The sequence below is a fragment of the Peribacillus sp. R9-11 genome (assembly GCF_031345095.1).
GTDB classification, from domain to species: Bacteria; Bacillota; Bacilli; order Bacillales; family DSM-1321; genus Peribacillus; species Peribacillus butanolivorans.
Window position 1 is genome coordinate 2,976,783 of the sequence record NZ_CP133763.1, and the last position, 18,400, is coordinate 2,995,182.

General features: G+C 37.1%; 16 protein-coding genes and 3 pseudogenes. 4 read left to right on the forward strand and 15 right to left on the reverse strand.

Features of this window, described 5'->3' with window-relative positions; translation table 11 throughout:
• Positions 1-125: 125 nt before the first annotated feature.
• Complete coding sequence (locus RE409_RS14495) at positions 126-2,195, reverse strand: sigma-54 interaction domain-containing protein (RefSeq protein ID WP_309557718.1); 2,070 nt, start codon at positions 2,193-2,195, stop codon at positions 126-128.
• A gap of 107 nt (positions 2,196-2,302) precedes the next feature.
• A pseudogene (locus RE409_RS14500) lies at positions 2,303-3,012 on the reverse strand (IS6 family transposase).
• Positions 3,013-3,466: 454 nt separating this feature from the next.
• Between RE409_RS14500 and RE409_RS14505 the strand changes: the two are divergent.
• Positions 3,467-3,760 (forward strand): hypothetical protein, encoded by a 294-nt coding sequence (locus RE409_RS14505; RefSeq protein ID WP_309557719.1) that lies wholly within the window; start codon positions 3,467-3,469, stop codon positions 3,758-3,760.
• Between the two features lie 838 nt (positions 3,761-4,598).
• Here the strand turns inward: RE409_RS14505 and RE409_RS14510 are convergent.
• From RE409_RS14510 to RE409_RS14550, 9 genes and pseudogenes are all read right to left on the reverse strand, one after another.
• Positions 4,599-4,851: pseudogene (locus tag RE409_RS14510) on the reverse strand (TrmB family transcriptional regulator); the annotation flags it as partial.
• A 77-nt stretch (positions 4,852-4,928) separates the two neighbouring features.
• On the reverse strand, positions 4,929-5,066 hold the full coding sequence (locus tag RE409_RS14515; RefSeq protein ID WP_309557720.1) for a hypothetical protein: 138 nt from the start codon (positions 5,064-5,066) through the stop codon (positions 4,929-4,931).
• On the reverse strand, positions 5,057-5,329 hold the full coding sequence (locus tag RE409_RS14520) for a type II toxin-antitoxin system death-on-curing family toxin (RefSeq protein WP_309557721.1): 273 nt from the start codon (positions 5,327-5,329) through the stop codon (positions 5,057-5,059). The genes RE409_RS14515 and RE409_RS14520 overlap by 10 nt, the downstream gene beginning before the upstream one ends.
• Before the next feature lies 1 nt (position 5,330).
• A complete protein-coding gene (locus tag RE409_RS14525) occupies positions 5,331-5,555 on the reverse strand; it encodes an AbrB family transcriptional regulator (RefSeq protein WP_201253568.1) in 225 nt (74 codons plus the stop codon).
• A gap of 479 nt (positions 5,556-6,034) precedes the next feature.
• Positions 6,035-6,844: a class D beta-lactamase gene (gene blaOXA, locus RE409_RS14530; protein WP_201249417.1), complete on the reverse strand. Its 810-nt coding sequence runs from the start codon at positions 6,842-6,844 to the stop codon at positions 6,035-6,037.
• Positions 6,845-6,987: 143 nt separating this feature from the next.
• Entirely contained in the window at positions 6,988-9,054 is a 2,067-nt protein-coding gene (locus tag RE409_RS14535; RefSeq protein ID WP_309559276.1) for a penicillin-binding transpeptidase domain-containing protein, read from the reverse strand.
• Positions 9,035-9,238, reverse strand: coding sequence for a hypothetical protein (locus RE409_RS14540; RefSeq protein WP_201224395.1), 204 nt, complete (start codon positions 9,236-9,238; stop codon positions 9,035-9,037). Before RE409_RS14540 ends, RE409_RS14535 begins: the two co-directional genes overlap by 20 nt.
• Before the next feature lie 75 nt (positions 9,239-9,313).
• Positions 9,314-11,305: a penicillin-binding protein PBP4(5) gene (locus RE409_RS14545; protein WP_201224393.1), complete on the reverse strand. Its 1,992-nt coding sequence runs from the start codon at positions 11,303-11,305 to the stop codon at positions 9,314-9,316.
• Between the two features lie 52 nt (positions 11,306-11,357).
• Entirely contained in the window at positions 11,358-11,552 is a 195-nt protein-coding gene (locus RE409_RS14550; protein WP_201224391.1) for a hypothetical protein, read from the reverse strand.
• Positions 11,553-12,240: 688 nt separating this feature from the next.
• Here RE409_RS14550 and RE409_RS14555 point away from each other — a divergent pair.
• The 3 genes from RE409_RS14555 (at position 12,241) to RE409_RS14565 (ending at position 15,233) form a co-directional block, all read left to right on the forward strand.
• Positions 12,241-12,627 carry a BlaI/MecI/CopY family transcriptional regulator gene (locus RE409_RS14555; RefSeq protein WP_201184882.1) on the forward strand — a complete coding sequence of 129 codons (387 nt, stop codon included), beginning with the start codon at positions 12,241-12,243 and terminating at the stop codon, positions 12,625-12,627.
• Position 12,628: 1 nt separating this feature from the next.
• Positions 12,629-14,431 carry a BlaR1 family beta-lactam sensor/signal transducer gene (locus RE409_RS14560; RefSeq protein WP_201253569.1) on the forward strand — a complete coding sequence of 601 codons (1,803 nt, stop codon included), beginning with the start codon at positions 12,629-12,631 and terminating at the stop codon, positions 14,429-14,431.
• Positions 14,432-15,035: 604 nt separating this feature from the next.
• Positions 15,036-15,233, forward strand: coding sequence for a YolD-like family protein (locus RE409_RS14565; RefSeq protein ID WP_201253570.1), 198 nt, complete (start codon positions 15,036-15,038; stop codon positions 15,231-15,233).
• 110 nt (positions 15,234-15,343) lie between these two features.
• Here the strand turns inward: RE409_RS14565 and RE409_RS14570 are convergent, their stop codons facing one another.
• From RE409_RS14570 to RE409_RS14585, 4 genes and pseudogenes are all read right to left on the reverse strand, one after another.
• Entirely contained in the window at positions 15,344-15,619 is a 276-nt protein-coding gene (locus tag RE409_RS14570; RefSeq protein ID WP_309557722.1) for an HU family DNA-binding protein, read from the reverse strand.
• 152 nt (positions 15,620-15,771) lie between these two features.
• A pseudogene (locus tag RE409_RS14575) lies at positions 15,772-16,012 on the reverse strand (DDE-type integrase/transposase/recombinase); the annotation flags it as partial.
• 5 nt (positions 16,013-16,017) lie between these two features.
• The gene (locus RE409_RS14580; protein WP_309557723.1) at positions 16,018-16,770 is read right to left on the reverse strand and encodes an SDR family NAD(P)-dependent oxidoreductase; all 753 of its coding nucleotides are present in this window, start codon (positions 16,768-16,770) and stop codon (positions 16,018-16,020) included.
• A 160-nt stretch (positions 16,771-16,930) separates the two neighbouring features.
• Positions 16,931-18,391 (reverse strand): CoA-acylating methylmalonate-semialdehyde dehydrogenase, encoded by a 1,461-nt coding sequence (locus RE409_RS14585; RefSeq protein WP_201224385.1) that lies wholly within the window; start codon positions 18,389-18,391, stop codon positions 16,931-16,933.
• Between the last annotated feature and the right edge of the window lie 9 nt (positions 18,392-18,400).

Here is an 18,400-nt window from a genome sequence, read left to right on the forward strand (position 1 = left end):
CTTTCTTAATATTACGTCAATTAGGAATACTCTAACTTATAATGCAAAAAGTATGCCAACTTTTATTAAACCATGCAAAGGGATTTTTTCTCTAATTTAATGGGATAAACGGTTTTAAGAGTTCATTAAATCCTGTTTATCCCGTTTACCCCATTTTGTAATTGGTACAATCCTTTTTCTGTTATATGGCATCCTTGTCTTCCCTTACCAACCTTAATCCATTGCTTTTCATGAAGCTCTTTTAGTAGAATACGTATTTCAGTTTCACTGGTAAGCAGCGTCCTCTGTTGGGCTATATTCCATAGGCCTCGCCTGCCAATACTTCTACCTTTTTGTCTTTCACTGAGGATTGACTGGAGAATAAATAGGCTTAAGTCTTCTTTGGACAGTTTAGAAAATTCGCTTAGGGGTTTATCCACATTTGTAGTAGCCATGGGTTTGTAAGCAAGAGAATCAAGAAACGGTAAATCTTTAGTTGTAATATGACCATTATTCATAATCGATAAGTATTCCATAGTATTTTGTAGTTCCCTGATGTTTCCTGGCCAATGATATTGCAGAAACACTTCCGACACGGCTGCTGATAAATTCTTATTCCATCCGTTACGACGAAGAAAAAAGTTAGCTAGTTGAAGGATATCCTTTCCTCTCTCTCGCAAAGGTGGAATGGACAGGGGTAATACCTTCAAGCGGTAATATAGATCAGCTCTAAATTTCCCTTCTTTGACGAAATCTAAGAGGTTACGATTTGTAGCAGAAATAACCCTCACATCAATAGGAATCACTTTTGTTCCCCCTACTCTTAGGACTTCTCTTTGCTGTAGAACCCGAAGGAGCCGTTTCTGAAAAGATAAGGAAATATCTCCGATCTCATCAAGAAAAATGGTTCCTCGATGTGCTTGCTCAAATAGTCCAGGCTTGCCTCCTTTTCTGGCCCCTGTAAATGCCCCTTCTTCATAACCAAATAATTCACTCTCAAGCAGTGATTCTGATAAAGCACTGCAGTTCACTGCAACAAATGGGAATGCTGCACGAGTCGAGTACTGATGAATGGAATGGGCAAACAATTCTTTTCCCGTTCCACTTTCTCCTAGAATAAGTACATTTAGATCGCTCTGAGCCATCTTTTTTGCCATATCGATCAGCATCATCATCTCTTCGGATTCTGTAATAATGTCCTGAAATGTATATTTGGCCTGATGACCGGACGTCTTCAACTTGGTTCTTATTTTTAACTCAAGTTCTTCTAACTTCTTTGCAACTTGAAGGATTAGAACTCCTCCCGAAACGGTTTCTACTTCCCCATTTTCAATACTTATATGGTTCATGATCACCTGTTGGTTTCTTATTATAAAAGGAACTCCTGTAAAAGGAGTGTCTAAAGTCTCTCTTGTTAGTTTTTCGTCGTGAAAAAGAGAAAGAATATCTCTTCCTGCCACCTCCCAAGAGGAAAGAGCAAATATTTCTTCCGCAGCTTTGTTAAATATCGTGATATTCTTTTGGTGGTCATAGGCGATTACTGCATCTTGGACCATGTTAACGGTTTGCTGAAGAACCTTTGTTGTTTTTATCAATCCTTCCATCGTGACATGGAGACCCTGGCTTCGAGTAATTATTTTTTTCGTGTAATCGGAAACAATATGCTGTGTATCTTCCTGCAATAAGTCAAACCGAGTCAATATATCGACAATGGTGCTTACATCAATTACCCGCTCCCCTATGTTAATAACCTCTGTGATGTTTGGAGGTATAATTTTATATTCATTTGGCGTTATTGCACTTGTAATAGAAGGGATTTTCTCCATAGACGGAAAAGCTGGAATAAGTTCGATATGCCTAGCTCCAAGCTCGTAAAGTAAAGAAACAGTTTCGTCTGCCGATTCTCGTTCATCGTTATAAAGCAGCCATTTGCTACCGGATTGGATCGATAAGACTTTGTCCCAGCTGGATTTTAACAGCGTACGTCTGATAACCATGCTCTCTAAAGATGTTTTTACTTTTAGGAGCGGCTGGTGGGTAAAGATCGTCTGGGTACTTAGTAGTATGAGATCATAATCTGTCTCATTCTTCACCCACTCTTCCTTCGAAAAAGGAACGAAAGATAAATATTTGCCTAAAAGGTCACTCAACTGCCTGGCTAAATATTGACTGGTATTCTGTGAACCTGAAATAATCGCAATATTAATAGAACGCATATTTCCATTCTCCTTTTAATCTGGATGAAATAATATTCTATATAGGGTTCTGGTGCAAAGATGATTTCAAAAAAACATAGGACATGAATTTCCTGCTAACTTACGGATTATGATGCGATGCCAAACAGTTTATCAATGAATTCTTTTCGATTTTGGGCAGACTTCACCCCTTGGTGAACTTGCCCTTTTTTCATCATATGCATGGCTTCAATGCCACGTACTATTGAAGTAGCAGTTTCATACGTTTTGAATCCCAGCATGGAGCGTACTCTTTTCTTAATGAAACGATGATCTTGTTCTACGATATTATTAAGATATTTCACTTGTCTCATTTGGATGCCTTCAGGCATCTTTTACTCGTCTTTTAGCTGTTGAATGGCTACAGGATACGCTGGATTTTTATCGACAGTTACGACACGAGGCTTAGAAACATGAAAAGACCGCAAAGCTTTCTTGAAGAAGTACTTTGCAGCCTTTTGGTCTCTTGTTTTACTCAGGTAAAAGTCAATGGTGTTTCCTTCGGAATCTACTGCACGATACAGATACATCCATTGAAACCTTTTACTTTGATAAACGTTTCGTCTACTCTCGATGAATCATTTGTACGTTTTATATGACGACGAAGTCGCCTGTCTAATTCAGGACTATACTGATGAACCCAACGCATAATTGTCGTGTGAGCCATCGATAATCCTCGTTCCTCCATCATTTCCACAAGATTACGAAAGCTCAAGTTGTACTGTAGGTACCATCTGACGGTTAGAAGAATAATATCGGGTTGATAATGTTTCCACTTGAATAAATTTTGCTTTTCCATACTGATCACGCACCTTTTTTAGATTAATAGTATCAGTATGTCCAAGATTTAAAGATTAATTGCCATTGTCTTGAAGTTTTTGCACCAGAACCGTTCCTTCTACAAAAGCATGTGAGTTTGCTATACCCAAGGATAAAGATAAAATTCCAATTGATAATAGAATCTTTGCTGATTTAATTATAATTTCCTTTTAAAATAGTAAAATATTCACATTATGTAAGTATATTACTTATTATACAATAGTCAACCAGCAAAAAAATATTATAATAATAAGGAGGAAACTATAAAAACTACACTCTATATTATGATTGGTGTAATTTATCTCGCTGGACTTTTTCTTCTAGTAGATTTTCTGTTAAATATACAAAATGAAACATTTAAAAATCATTATCTTATGTTATTATTTCCGTTTTTTAGTTTATTTTAGGCTTGTATCTATCTTTAGCAAATATTGTTGAGTATAACTTCTTTTTATGTAGCTTCTCAATCTTATAAATCATTATCGGAAGATTCAATTTCATATTCTACTCTTTTATCGCTGAAAGAATATACTTATTCGTGGGAAGATGTGGAGAAGATTAATTATTATGAAGGAAATGATGATGAATTTTCAGAATACGTATTCTTTTTTATCGGTGGAAATAATTTAAATTTAAGTGAAAATGGATATATTAAGAAAATAAAATTCATGATAATTATTAAAGCTGAAGATTTAAATATAAAAATGGAGAATATTGAAGAGGATTAATTGGTTCATTTAAACTACTGGATTTATTATATAGGTTATGAATTACATAAATGAGCTTGGATGCACTTCCAAGCTCATTTTGTGTTGATGTTTCTTATTATTAATATAAGATCAGAGAAACTATGCAGCAAAATATTAATTAAGTATCAATTTTTTGTAATTAAACTTTGTTCCCTGTTCTGTTGTTAAAACACTTGCTATTGTAGGGTAAATTTCACTTTCAGTTCCATTAAACTTTTTAGTGAAAACAAAATAGCATGTTGGAAATGAAAGCAATAGATTAATTGGTTAAGATTTTCAATTGTCTTTTTTATATCTCCATAAGAATTGAGAACATTAAATTCAGTTCCTTATACCTTCAAAATTTATTTGATAAGTCTTTACTTCTTCCTATTTTTAATGGACGGTGAGTCCGGGTTTTCAAATAAAATGATAGGTACCCTGTTATTAACACGATGACCGTTGAAACAATAAGGACAATACATCCAGTTTTAACCTGTACCATACTATCTGTACTCAACATGTCTTAAACAAGAAGTGCTCCGACGGTTACTCCAGCTGCAAGAACTGCACCCCCGAATATTTGTGATATGACAACAATCCACAAAGAACGTCGATAAAACTGTTGTTTTTTTCTGGAGAATCAATGTATCTTTGTAACCAACCTAGTCGATTTTCCCTATACTTTTTAATACTTCAGCTTTATTGGACATTATTCTGTCTTCCTATCCGAAGAGCTTATTTATCATCTTAGAGATTATTAACCTAATTATTATAGAAAAAGACAAAGAAAATACGGTCCAAATTACTTGAACCGTTTTCCTGTAACTTCAATAGGTTAGGTTTTTTTCCAGAGTTCCCCTGCTCTATGCAGATCAACCTCTTTGGCTAGTTCAGAAAACATTAGGTCATACCTAATATATTCCTTTGCAACTAAAACAAGTGCTGTATCTTGTGATTTAATAGCCCATGCTGCTGTACTTGAAGGAAAGTTGGCAAATAATACTTCTTCATTGTCCCGTGAAATAATGGTTAGACGACCACCCTTCCCGTTCTACAACTAAATCCGGATCCATGTAAAAATGATGGCTGCCGAAGCAACCCTGTATTAAAGTAATGCACCTGTTAGCGAAATAAGGGAGCAATTAGTTATCAATTTCGAACCCCTTTATAAAGCCTTTATGTTCTCTTGGATGATTATTGCGATAGCTTTATAATCATACCTATGGTTAACGACATCTACAACATAATCCTGTTCTTCTTCTATTTCCATTATCCATTGATAATGATTGATCTTCAGAAACATAATAGGGGGGAAGCGAGTGCTGTCCTCTTGTTTGCGTTGTGGAACGCATGATTTTTTGAAATGGATTCGAATAATGCTGCAGCCTTTTTATGAATAGATGGGTAAGCATCATTCTCGAATATAGTTTGTCTGGGTTTGTTCACTGCAGAATCAAGGAGACCGGGATCTTTCACTCCGATTTGTTCAGTAGGAGAATAAAATTTTATTTGAATGGCATTAATAGCAATAATTTGATTAGTGGAAAGATAGATTATAAACGTCATATTATCTAACCATCAATCCCTTGAATGCTTCGTCATGACCTTTAATAACGTCTGAAAATATTTCCATAAATTCTGCATCTACACCTTTAGGTAATTTCACATTTTTATTTTTCCTTAAAATGATTTCTTCACCCTTGAACTCAACCTCTAATTCGTCTCCAAAAGTTAAATTTGCAGTTTTCAACATTTCAACTGCGCCGACTTTAGTTAATTTCCTAATGGTCATTATTCATTCCTCCTTCAAAAGAAAGTTATAATTGTTATTACTACACAAAAAAGCTTGCAGATTTAGACCCTAAAAGGGGACCTTATTCTACAAGCTGAACAACCTCCATCATCTGAAGGTTGTTCTGTTAAACTATTGATTAAAATGATATACATACATATGTCAGGGGTTTCTGAACCAATGTACCAAGCTGATACAACCCCTAAGTGATTTTGTTTTACCAGGTTAAGTCGAAGACCGATCGATTTTTTATCTTCTATCCATATTTGATGACTTTTTCAATTGGTAGTATATTCCATTTAATCCATAATTCCAAAAAATAATGAATCCACTTTGACTAAAGATTGATCAAAATGGCTTCATTTTCAGCAGCTTAGTTTTTATAAAAAAGTTTGATCATTTCCTACTTATGTTGTTCCACAATAGTGCAGGTCCTATCTTATATATTTAAATTATGTTAATAATTAAATTTCCTGCCCTTACTCTGCCATTAAATAATATTTCTTTAAAATGTCTATTGTAATGTTTTTAGCGTCTGTACTTGTTCCAGCAATATTCGTAGCAAAGCTATACGCCCGATTGTCCGTTTCTATAAAACCGACAAACCACCCTATGCCTGACCCTTGACCTGTTTTTCCGTAAAGAGTATAGTTATTTCCTTCCTTCTGGATCATCATCCGTTTAACGGTTTTCAATACATCCTTATCAAATGGAAGCTTCTCTTTATACAATGATTCCATAAAATCAACTTGTTCTATTGGAGAAATTTTGAGTGAACTACTTAACCAAAACTGATCAATTCCTCCACTAATATCTTGGTTACCATAAGAAATGTTTTGAACCCATTCCTCCATTCGATTTTCTCCAATGTCACGAGCCATGGCTTGATAATACCAAACGACAGAGTTTCTCATAGCAGACCCAAGCGTGTGATCTTGGTTCCAGACCTCGATTTCTCGCTCAACACCATCCCAATATTTAATGTCGTATTCATCTTCTACAGCTCCTACCTGTAACCCAATGAGTGAATTTGGCACTTTAAAAGTCGATTGCGGTGCAAATCGTTGATTCGCGCGTTCATTGTTATAGACTAATGTTTTTTCTCTTTTCATATCACGTAATATGAACGTTCCGTCATGGTTCGTAAAAAATTCATCGACCTCGAACTTCTTATGATTCAGCTTGCCCTTGGAAGCATTCGCTTCACTTGGTAGTTGCACACTTGTAATTAATAGAACAACTGCACCAATAAGTGCTAAAAGAAATGATAAATTCTTTCGTTTTCTCATATTCGATTTCCCTCACTTAATTTAATCATCTCATAAACATAGAAAACTGAAATGTTCATTATACAATTGAACTCCCTGAAAATTTCAAGCAATAAAAAGACACAAAAGTAGCTGCCCTTTCAGCCTACCTATCCATATACTCATCATTCGTGCTGATCTTGATCATCATCTTCGAAAAATGCTTCCATGATTCCCTGTCCAATCTTCTGGCTAATTGGATGGGAGTTTGTCCTGGCATTTGGGACGACTACTGAAAAAGCGACTTCAGGATTGTCGTAGGGAGCATACCCAACCAGTGTTAGGTTGTTCGTCGGTTTATCTGTATATGTCTTTCGTAATTCAGGATCATAGTAAAAGGATTGTGCTGTCCCCGTTTTACCGGCTATTTTGTAGCTTTTGTATGGCTGTTTATTGAAGTGGGAGGCAGCGCTTCCGCCTTGTTCGTGAAACACCTTGCGGAATCCCTCTTGCACACGTTCAACCTTTTGCTTATCCATGTCGATGCGATTCAGATAAACAGGAGAGAAGCTTTGGAAAATGACCGGATCTTGGTCTTCCATTTGCGGCTCGCGGATCTCCTTAAGAAGGTGAGGCTGCACCCTATATCCTCCATTAGCAATTGTCGATATGTATTGAGTCAGTTGAATGGGAGTGTAAGTATCATATTGGCCGATCGTGAAATCTAGCAAATAGCCTGGGGAGCCGCCTTGGCCGCGATATCCGCTCGCTTCATTCGGGAGATCGATTCCTGTCTTTACCCCTAGTCCGAATTGATTGAAATAATAGCGAAACGTTTCAAAGGCATTCGAATCTAGCGGCAGCTTCATGTTTCTATAATAGGTCTTCCCAAGCATACTCATAGCCGTCTTAAACATATAGACATTGGAGGATTGCTTCAATGCAGTCAGGTCATTGACCATCCCCATCGTTCGTACTGACTTCTTGACTGGGGTACTCAGCATATAGATTGGCTCATCCAGGAAAGACTGGCCCGGCTGGATGGCCCCACTCTCATACCCGGAAAGTACTGTCGCCCCCTTAACGGATGATCCCATTTCAAAAGATGAATTGACAGTGCCAAGGGCATAATCGGTCGCTACCCACTTGTCGTTGACTTCTTCAATCTGTTTCCCAGCCATAGCCAGAACTTCTCCCGTTACAGGATTCATCATGACTACAAAGGCCTTATTTAGGAATGCCCCACCTCCGTTCCTCTTGGCATTAATCAGTTCAGCAGTAAGTATCTCTTCCACCTTCTCCTGTAAACCTATATCAATGGTCAGCATAAGATCCTTACCCGGCTCACCGGCGGAGACCTCATGGGTTCTAACAACGTTTCCTTTTCTATCCGTTTCAATTTCTGTCACGGACTTCCTGCCCCTGAGGACATCTTCATATTGGTATTCCAACTGGCTTTTTCCTACCCGGTCATTCCTGCTGTAACCCTTTGATAAGTAACCGTCCAGCTTCTCCTTCGGAATTCCTTCCTCCCGGGATGTCGTGCTTCCCAATACGGAACGGAATAATTCCCCATACCGATAAGTCCTTTCCCAATCGGTCAAAATATCCACTCCAGGAATTTCATTCAGTGCCTCACTCACTCGTGCTAATTCCTGATTTGTTACATGTTCGACCTTGATTGGCTGAGGGCTATAGGCATAGCCTTTCTTCATTTCTCTTAAAATGGCGAGAACCTTCTTTTCACCATTTCCGATTTCTTTTAAATCGGATTCACCAATCCGGTCCAGCTGCCTCTGATAACGTTCCATATTTGTCAGCTCTTGGTTCTGCAGTTCCTTGTCTGTCAGCTTCTTAAGTGCTTTCTTAGGACGGGTCACGATCCAGTAGTCCTTCATGTCTCGTTCTGTAATCTTGTCTGTTTTGATCGATATATACGCGGAGAGTTTCGTAGCAACTTCCAGCAGTTCCTGGTCTGTTTCATTTCCCTTTTTAGTATAGACAATAATGTTTGACGCTTCATTATCGACAATCACTTGATTGTTCCTGTCGTATATTTTTCCTCGTGGTAGGTGATATCTCACTTCCTTCACATTGGTGCTATTCAGTTTCTTCTCGTACATTTCCCCTTCATTGAGCTGTACAAAGGCCAGTCTGAAAACCAGAACGGTAAACAATACAAACACAACTGTCAAGATAATATTCAGCATGGCCGATTTCGTCCGCTTTTTTTTAGTCTTCTTCCTCTCCACCAACGTCCTGTCCCCTCGCTTTTTTCCTATTTTTTTCGTTTAGCGTCGTCAGACTGACACAAGCTATGCCGACGATGCAGAATAAACTGAGTGTAAGAGGCTGAGGAAAAATAGTGTATATCACACTACTGATAATCACCAGTAGAACACGGATGGAGCTCATTCTGTCTCTCCACTTACTCACCTTACACAACTCCTTTTTATTTAGTACCAACTAACCATCAGCTGATGAAAAAATCCCACTGACAGATGTATTCCTTTATTCATTCTCAGCTAAATACTGATCCAGCACAGGTTTTATTTTCGCGGTCACATAATGGCTCCCCCCGCGATTTTTTACATCCTCCACAATGGCTGTAAGCAAGATAGATGGACTCTTTGTATCAAACACGACGACAAAGCCATTCTCCATCCCGTCTTCGCCTTTCTTGCTCTTCAGCTCAGCTGTCCCCGTCTTTGCAGCTAGTACCTCTTTTGCCGTCTTAAGATTATGGGCAGTCCCAGTATCACGCTCCACTACCTGAATCAATGCCTTTTGGACGGTTGAAGCAACCTCACTGGAAATGACGGATTTGCGGATAGGCTCCTTTTCATCCGCTATCAAAACAGGCATCACCATATTTCCGCCATTCACAAACGGTGTAAACGCAGTCCCTAAATGGACCATTGACATCAGAACTTCACCCTGTCCATAGGCAGAATCAGCGAGCAAGACTTCATTCTCGATCCCATCATTGGACAGCTGGCTCTTTTTCAAATAAATCGGCAGCTGGAAATCCTCCTGGAACCCAAATGCCATAGCATTCTTCTCAAAATTGGCAGCTCCCATTTCCAGGGCTTCCTGAGCGAAATAGATATTATCGGAATAGACCAGTGCATCAACCATGTCCACCGGACTTGCTTCCTTTACGCGGGTGACAAAATAGCCTCCCCAGCTGTTGTCCTTCTTCCACTGCAAGCCGGATATTTCCCGTTTCTTCTCCGGGAATGTCGTTCCGACGGTGAGTCCGGAGGCGGCAGTAATTGCCTTGAAGGTCGACCCTGGTGCATACAGGCTGGAGAAACGGTTCAAGAATGGAAGCTTTGGGTTTTCACTGTATGCTTTCCACTGCTCCTCTGTCATCCCGCTCACCATTAAATTCGGATCGAAGGATGGATAGCTGACGAGCGCTAATATTTCCCCGGTCACCGGATGTATCGCTGACACCGCGCCGGCATCTTGCTTCATCGCTTCATACATGTTACTCTGCAATGCAGCATCGATCGTCAGATTTATGTTTTTACCATTGATGGCAGCCACTTTTTTAAGAGTGCTTTTCTGTTTGCCTTCCTCGTTCTTTATTTGAATGATGCCGCCCTTCTTTCCTCTCAACTGCTTCTCATACACTTGTTCCAGTCCGGACTTACCGATGTAATCACCTGACGTGTATTCATGGTCGGCGTCCTTTTCGAGGTCTTCACTCGTTACTTGCTTCACATAGCCAATCAGATGGGCACTGCTTTCTTTTTCGGGATAATACCTTATCCTTTTCATTTGGAAAAATACTCCAGGTAGATCCTCATCGATACTTTCCGGCTGAAACTCTGCAGGCATGGCAGCAATCGGGACGAAGATATCTTCGGTCACCCATTTTTGATCAAGCGCCTTTTGAAAGCTTTCTTCCGGAATCTTGAAATAAGCGCTTAGCTTCTTTATTCCAGCTTCCTTGGACTCTCCAAGCTTCCCTGGGATGATCCCCATTTCATACACATCTTTATCCAGTGCGAGCGGATTTCCATTACGGTCAAGGATTTCGCCCCGATGCGGCAAAAAGGATTGCACGCTGACTTTATCTCCTTTCTCCATCCCAGCGAAGATCAAATCAGGATTCCATTTCACCTTCCATGCCTTCCCGTCATCCGTCTTCTCTTCTATAAAAAAGGTTTGATAGGACGCTGTCACCTCTCCAAGAAATGTATGAATTTTCACCTTGAAGCGTCCTTCATACGTTTCATTATCCTCTTCGTAAAGCAGCTCCTTGGATAAAACGTCGATTGAAGAAGCCTCAATGCCTGAAAAAATCGCATCATATTTATCTGTAAAACTCTTTTTCGTATAATCGTAGGTTTCCAATTCCCCTTCAGAAATAAGTTTCAGCATTTCCTCGTAGTTTTGTTCAGAAAATTGTCTCACATATTCATTAAAAACTTCTTCCGGGGTTGCCTGATTCGCTTTAAGGAAATGCCACAGAAGCAGGCCCCCAGCCGCCAATGCTACAACCAGCACCAATATTGTTACTTTCTTCATTGTTCATCCCTCTTCCTCAAATAGGCCTGATTTGCAGTTTTTCATTTACTGAAGATAATAAAGCAATCAGCCTACCATAATCTTGTTTCGATAACATTTGAGAAAAGCTCTCAAACCTCTCTTTTTGTTTACTCTCTTTTGAGCATCCAGATATAAATATGTAGCAAAAAATCATCATAAACAGTACCATAAACGGTTTAGTCTTTTTCACTACGTTACCTCCTATAAAAACAACTTGTTAAACTCTTTCCATTCCATGAATTTTTTAAATGATAATTTATTATCTTTGTCTACTAAATGCGCTGACTTTGTTAAGTTTTTGAGAGGTTGTTTACTATTTCGACATTATTTAAGGTGTTGTATCTTTTCTTTCACATTAGTTTCTCCACTCTATCTTGCTAAATTTCCCCCTCACATTCCATTTTGCCGGAAAATAGTTGTCTACTGTTATTCCAGAAATACCAAGAAAAAGAGCTATTACCATCATCTATATCCCCTGTTTACCACTTATGAAAATATTACATATGTAGTTTTTGAAAGTATTACATATGTAGGATTTGGAGTCAATACTTTTATTCTTAAAGTGATAGCTATATAAAAAACAAAATATTACAGTCGTAAGTTTTAAGGTAAAGAGTAGTATACAAGAATCTTTTTAAAATAAGAATGTTGATAGGTAGCATGAAGAATAAATAAAAGTAGGTGTTACAATGTTGAAAAAGAAAAAAACAAGTTTCTCCTATCTTTTTTTCATTTAATTTACAGAAATGTAGATCTTAAATATTACGTATGTAATATTTAAGATCAATGTTTTTTCTTTATCCTATCGTTTCATTGACTTCTTAAAATATGAACAATATAATTAAATTATTACAATCGTAAGTTTAAGGATGGTTTATATGAAAAAATTACCTCAAATTTCAGAAGCAGAATTAGAAGTTATGAAAATAATCTGGAAACACCCTAATATCAATACCAATGAGGTTATTGAAAAGTTATCCAAAACTAGTAAATGGAGCCCTAAAACAATTCAAACAATGTTGTTACGGCTAATAAAAAAAGGAGCACTGAATCATTATAAGGAAAGTCGTGTATTTGTTTATACACCAAATGTAGCTGAAAGTGATTATTTAGAAATTGAGAGTCGTAGTTTTTTGAATCGTTTTTATAATGGTACTCTTAATTCTATGGTATTAAACTTTTTGGAAAAAGATAAGCTGTCAGATGATGAAATTAATGAGTTGTATCAAATTTTAGAAGAACGTAAGAACAGAAAGAAGGAATAATATGGGCAGCTCTTTCTTTTCTCTCTTTTTCATCAGTAATATTATATTGTCTGTGATTTTTTGCATGATCATATTCATAAAAAAAATATTAAAGATTCAAATAACTGTAAACACCCAATATCATATCAGTGTCATTTCTCTTTTGACATTGATTGCTCCCTTTATCCCCTTTCATTTTCTAAAAATAAACTCTTTTTTTGACTGGATGATAAACTTGGGAAGTAATTCAAAATTATCTGATATCCATTCTACAGGTAAAACGAAAGAAACAATTGTTCAAAATGCAAATTGGCTACAAGATTTTTCTATGTCAATTGAGCAATCGTCTTTCAGAATGATGGATTCTGTCTTTTTCATAGTGTGGATATTAGGAATGATTGTTATGCTTATGGCTACTTTATATAGCAATCTAAGAATTGGCAAAATAAAAAAAAGCCTACAAGTAGTTGAAAACAAAGAGTTATCAGCGCTTTTTTATACATGTAAAGAGGAAATACATTTTCATAAAAAGGTTGTCTTAGGATATTCCTCATTGATAAAATCACCCATTACCTTCGGGATTATCAATCCATATATTGTCATACCAAAAGATATTTCAAGGCTTTCTATTGACGAGATGAAATGTGTATTGCTTCACGAGTTATACCATTGTAAACGTAGAGATATGCTAGTAAACTATTTCATGTGTCTGGCCAGAACTGTTTATTGGTTTAATCCTCTCGTATGGTATTTCTTAAGGGAAATGAAAACAGAGATGGAGATTTCTTGCGATTATGCAGTTTTAAAAACGCTAGATAAGGAATCACATCTCAAATATGGTGAGGTTATTTTAAAATTTGCTTCTCTTTCGCAACGAACATCATCACTGTTAGCTGCTTCGGAAATCAGTAGCTCATACAAACAAGTAAAAAGGCGTATTGTTACAATCGGAAATTTTCAAGTAGAATCACATCTGCTAAAAATGAAAAGTAATCTAGTATTCATCATTCTTCTTGCGATCATTTTGATTAGTATTCCTTCGATATCTGCATTGGCGGCTGTGAACAAAGAAACACATCCTTTTTCTCATACCAATGTAGTGTACAAAGATTACAGTAGCTTTTTTGATGAACTTTCAGGGAGTGCGGTACTGTATGATTCCAAAATGAAACAGTATACTATATACAATAAGAAAGAAAGCACTACTAGATTCCAACCTACTTCCACTTATAAGATATTCAGTGCATTGTTTGCGCTAGAATCTGGGATTATTACAAGGGACAATTCTCAAATGAATTGGGATGGAACCCTATATCCATATGAGGAATGGAATCAAGATCAAGATTTATTCTCAGCTATGGAAAGCTCCTCCACATGGTATTTTCAAAAACTTGATCAACAGATGGGCAAAAAGAAATTGCAGAATTATTTTGAACAGATAAATTATGGAAATGGCGATTTATCTGGCAATATAACTAATTATTGGCTAGATGCCTCTCTAAAAATTTCTCCTGTTGAACAGGTAGATATTTTGAAAAAGTTTTATGATAATGAATTCGCTTTTGAACAATCTAATATTCAAACTGTGAAAGACTCCTTACTTTTAGAAGAATCAAATGGTAATTTGTTATCTGGAAAAACGGGAACCGCAGTTGTAAACGGGGAAAATATTGATGGTTGGTTTGTGGGATATGTAGAAACTGTAGATAATACTTTTTTCTTTGCCTTTCATATTCAAGGTGAAAAGCAAGCAGGTGGAAGTTCTACTGCAAAGATAGCACTTTCCATTTTGGAGAAGGAAGGTATTTATCAATCTGATTTCTGATAGAAATGATTTTACATCTAGTTTTTCTTTTTATTTTATAGATAAATATATACGTATGTGATATAAATAATTGCAAATTTGTGAAAAAGGTAATGTTGTTCGAATTATCTGATGTCACACAATAGGTGGCATAGGTATTACTGGAGAAGAGGAACCGCAAAGTAAAATCTGCGGTTTTTTTATTTTCAAAAAAATAAAGGAGTGATTCCATTGCTTCATCATATTAGTAAGTATTCTTCATCCATTTTCTTTATAGCGATCAGAATAGAAGTCACGGAGAATGAAATTATAAACATCTTTTAGTGAATAGTTATTTGTAGTACGGTAATATTTATTGAACGAATTGTTGTTTTTGCTCACCGGTTTTACCCTTAGCCATCTTTTCTGTGTTAACAGGCATTTTAAGCTACTCCTTCAACCATTCTATTATTAGTATAAAGTTCTATATAAACTTATATATTCCTTTTATTCTCAAGCCTCTGCATTGAAAACGTTCCTCAACAATCTGGCCCTTTGTTTAATAAAAAAATCCTGCTTCACAACAGGACTTTTGATCAAACTTTATTATAAACGATCAGACTTAATTCAAAATCCACACTTTGAAATGCTGTTATCAGAAAGCCTAGAGGAAAAAACACTTTTAAACATTACTACATGGAAAGATGGCTACTTTTCTTCAAGGATCGGATCGGTTACAAAATTAGATCCCTACGAAAAGAAAATCTTCATTCAAGATGAATTGGATTCGGAAATTACGCTCAACTTTTTTAATATTGTTGACGTCAAGAACCATAGCAATTAACCTATGTGAAAACCGATGCGAAAGTAAAAACCCTAACTTTTCATAAAGAAAAAAATACTCTGGAGAATATCTCATCCCCAGAGTATTTTTACACTAAACAACTATTAATTTTATTTAACAGCCTCTTTTAATTCCTTACCTGGTTTAAAAGCAGGAACTTTGGAAGCCGCAATTTGTATTTCTTCTCCTGTTTGTGGGTTTCTACCCGTTCTAGCTGCTCGCTCGCGCACATCAAATGTGCCAAATCCAACTACTTGGATTTTTTCCTCTTTAGCGTGCGTATTGGCGATCGTTTCAAACAAAGCATCCACTGCTTTTTTCGCGTCTCCCTTTGTAAGTTCTGCTTGTGTTGCTACTTGAACCGATAACCCTAACTGTTTCGCCATTTTTTTGACGAGTTTCTTCTATTATATAAGGTTATTTTTAATATCTCTTTCGTATTTTTTAACCAACTTAAAAAAGTCGTCTTTTTAAGGCCTAAATTCGTTATGGCTTTAACGGCTGTAATCTCTCCTGATTTCCATGGGTTATCGACTTGATTTTGTTCCACTCTATTATTGAGATATCTAAAAAATTGCCTTAGTTGTATGCCTTCAGATTATGTTTCCCTTTTTTAACTCTTGAAGTGCTATAGGGTAAGCAGTGTTCTCATCTACTGTTTACACGAGAGGTTTAGACACGTGCGAAAAAGCCAAGGCTTTCTTAATAAAGCGCTTGGCTGCATGTTTATTTCTTGATTTGCTTAAATACCAATCAATCATATGCCCTTCTGAAAGTACAACATCTATATGCCAAAAGTATTTCCACCATTAACTGATAAACATTGTCCCGTAATAAATTTTGCTTCATTGGATGCCAAAAATACAACAGCATTTCCAATATCTCGGGGCTCACCCATTTTACAAAGAGGAACGCCTTTTTTATATTCACTCGTATCTATTCCCTCGTGTCTTTCTACTGGGATAAAACCTGGATTTATTAAATTGACCGTAATGCCAAAAGGTCCTAATTCACTTGCCCAGGAACGTGTCATTCCAATTTGGGAAGACTTTGCTGTTACGTAGTTTGAAAAATTTGGATTTCCCATCTGAATAACTTCGCTTCCGATATTAATAATTCGACCTTCGTTTTTTTTCTTCATTCCAGGTAAAATAGCTTTTGTTAATAATAAAGGTGCTTTTACGAAGAAATTAAGTTGATCTAAATAATCGTCCCATGTACTTTCTTCAATAGATAACTCAGGTTGGGGGCCAGTGGCATTATTAATTAAAATACCAATGCTTTCACCGACTTTTTCCTCAGATTGTTTTACAAGGTGTTTTACTGATTCCTCATCTGTCACGTCCCCTTTGACTAATAGAGCTTTTCCTCCAGTAGATAGTATGAAATCAACGCTTTGTTGTGCTGCTTCTTGGTTAGTTGCATAGTTGACAATAACTGTTGCACCTGAATCGGCTAAAGTTGCACTTATATGTCTTCCAATTCCTCTTGAACCGCCTGTAACTAATGCAATTTTCCCATTTAGATTGTGAGTCATATTACCATTCCCCCTCCAATTTTAGAAATCCTACATTAAATTAAGCAACATGAAAATTTGAAAACAGAGAGTGGATTCTTAAGCTAGTAAGTTAAAGGAAGACATAAACTGTATTTTAGGGATTGTTTTTTCTTACTCACTCTTCTTCCTAACTATCTTTCTAGTAACGGGCTGTGACCATTTTTTTTCTTGTGAAGAATTCAACGCCATCTGTACCATTGGCATGCAGATCCCCATAGAAAGAGTCTTTCCAACCAGAGAATGGGAAGAATGCCATTGGTGCAGGAACCCCTACATTCACACCTAGCATGCCAGATTCGATATTTTCACGGAATTCGCGTACATTTGCACCACTATCTGTATAAATACAAGCACCATTTGCGAATCGAGAATTGTTAGCCACATCAATTGCTTCTTCTAATGTTTTGACACGTACAATAGATAACACTGGTGCAAAAATTTCATCTTGCCATATTTTCATTTCTTGTGTTACGTTATCAAAAATAGTTGGCCCAACAAAGTAGCCTTTCCCGTTCACAGCTGCATCTTCACGGCCATCACGAACTAATTGAGCTCCTTCTTTCACGCCCGAATCAATGTAGCTAAGCGTACGTTCTTTATGATTTTCACGAATAACAGGTCCTAAGAATACATTCTCCTCTAACCCGTTGCCAATCACAATATTGTTCGCTTCTTCTACTAATCTGTCGATCAATTGATCTGCAATTTCTTCTTGCACAGTTACAATCGATGCCGCCATACAACGCTCTCCAGCTGAACCGAAAGCTGCCCCGATAATTTGTTTCGTTGCTATATTTAGATCTGCATCATTTAGCACAATTGAATGATTTTTCGCACCAGCCAACGCTTGAACACGTTTTAAGTTCTCTGTTCCTTTTTTGTACACATACTCAGCTACTGGCTGTGAGCCAACAAATGAAATAGCTTTAACTAATTTATGTTCAAGAAGGCCATTTACCACTTCATGGGCACCATTGACGATGTTTAGTACGCCTTTTGGTAAACCAGCTTCTTCAAATAATTCTACTATTCTTGCAGCTAAAAGTGGTGTTCGCTCTGATGGCTTTAATACAAATGTATTACCACAAGCAATCGCAAGTGGGAACATCCAACACGGCACCATCATTGGGAAGTTAAAAGGTGTAATACCACCAATAACTCCAATTGGATAGCGATACATACCAGACTCAATGCCTGTTGCAATATCAGGAAGCTGTTTCCCCATCATTAATGTAGGAGCTCCTGCTGCAAATTCAACACATTCGATTCCACGTTGTACTTCCCCATACGCCTCGTTAAAGCTTTTCCCATTTTCAATTGTGACTATTTTCGCTAACTCATCCCAATTTTCTACTAATAATTGTTGGTATTTAAACAGGATACGCGCACGTTTTGGCACAGCTGTTTTTGACCATCCTTTAAAGGCTTTGTTAGCTGCTTGTACAGCTTGCTCTACATCTTCTTTTGTTGAAAGTGGTACTTGAGCAATGACTTCACCTGTAGCTGGATTATATACAGATTCCGTTTTGGCCGTAGATGATGCTACCCATTCACCGCCAATATAATTTTTTATTACTTTTGTGTTAGTTGTAGTTGACATTTTGTATTC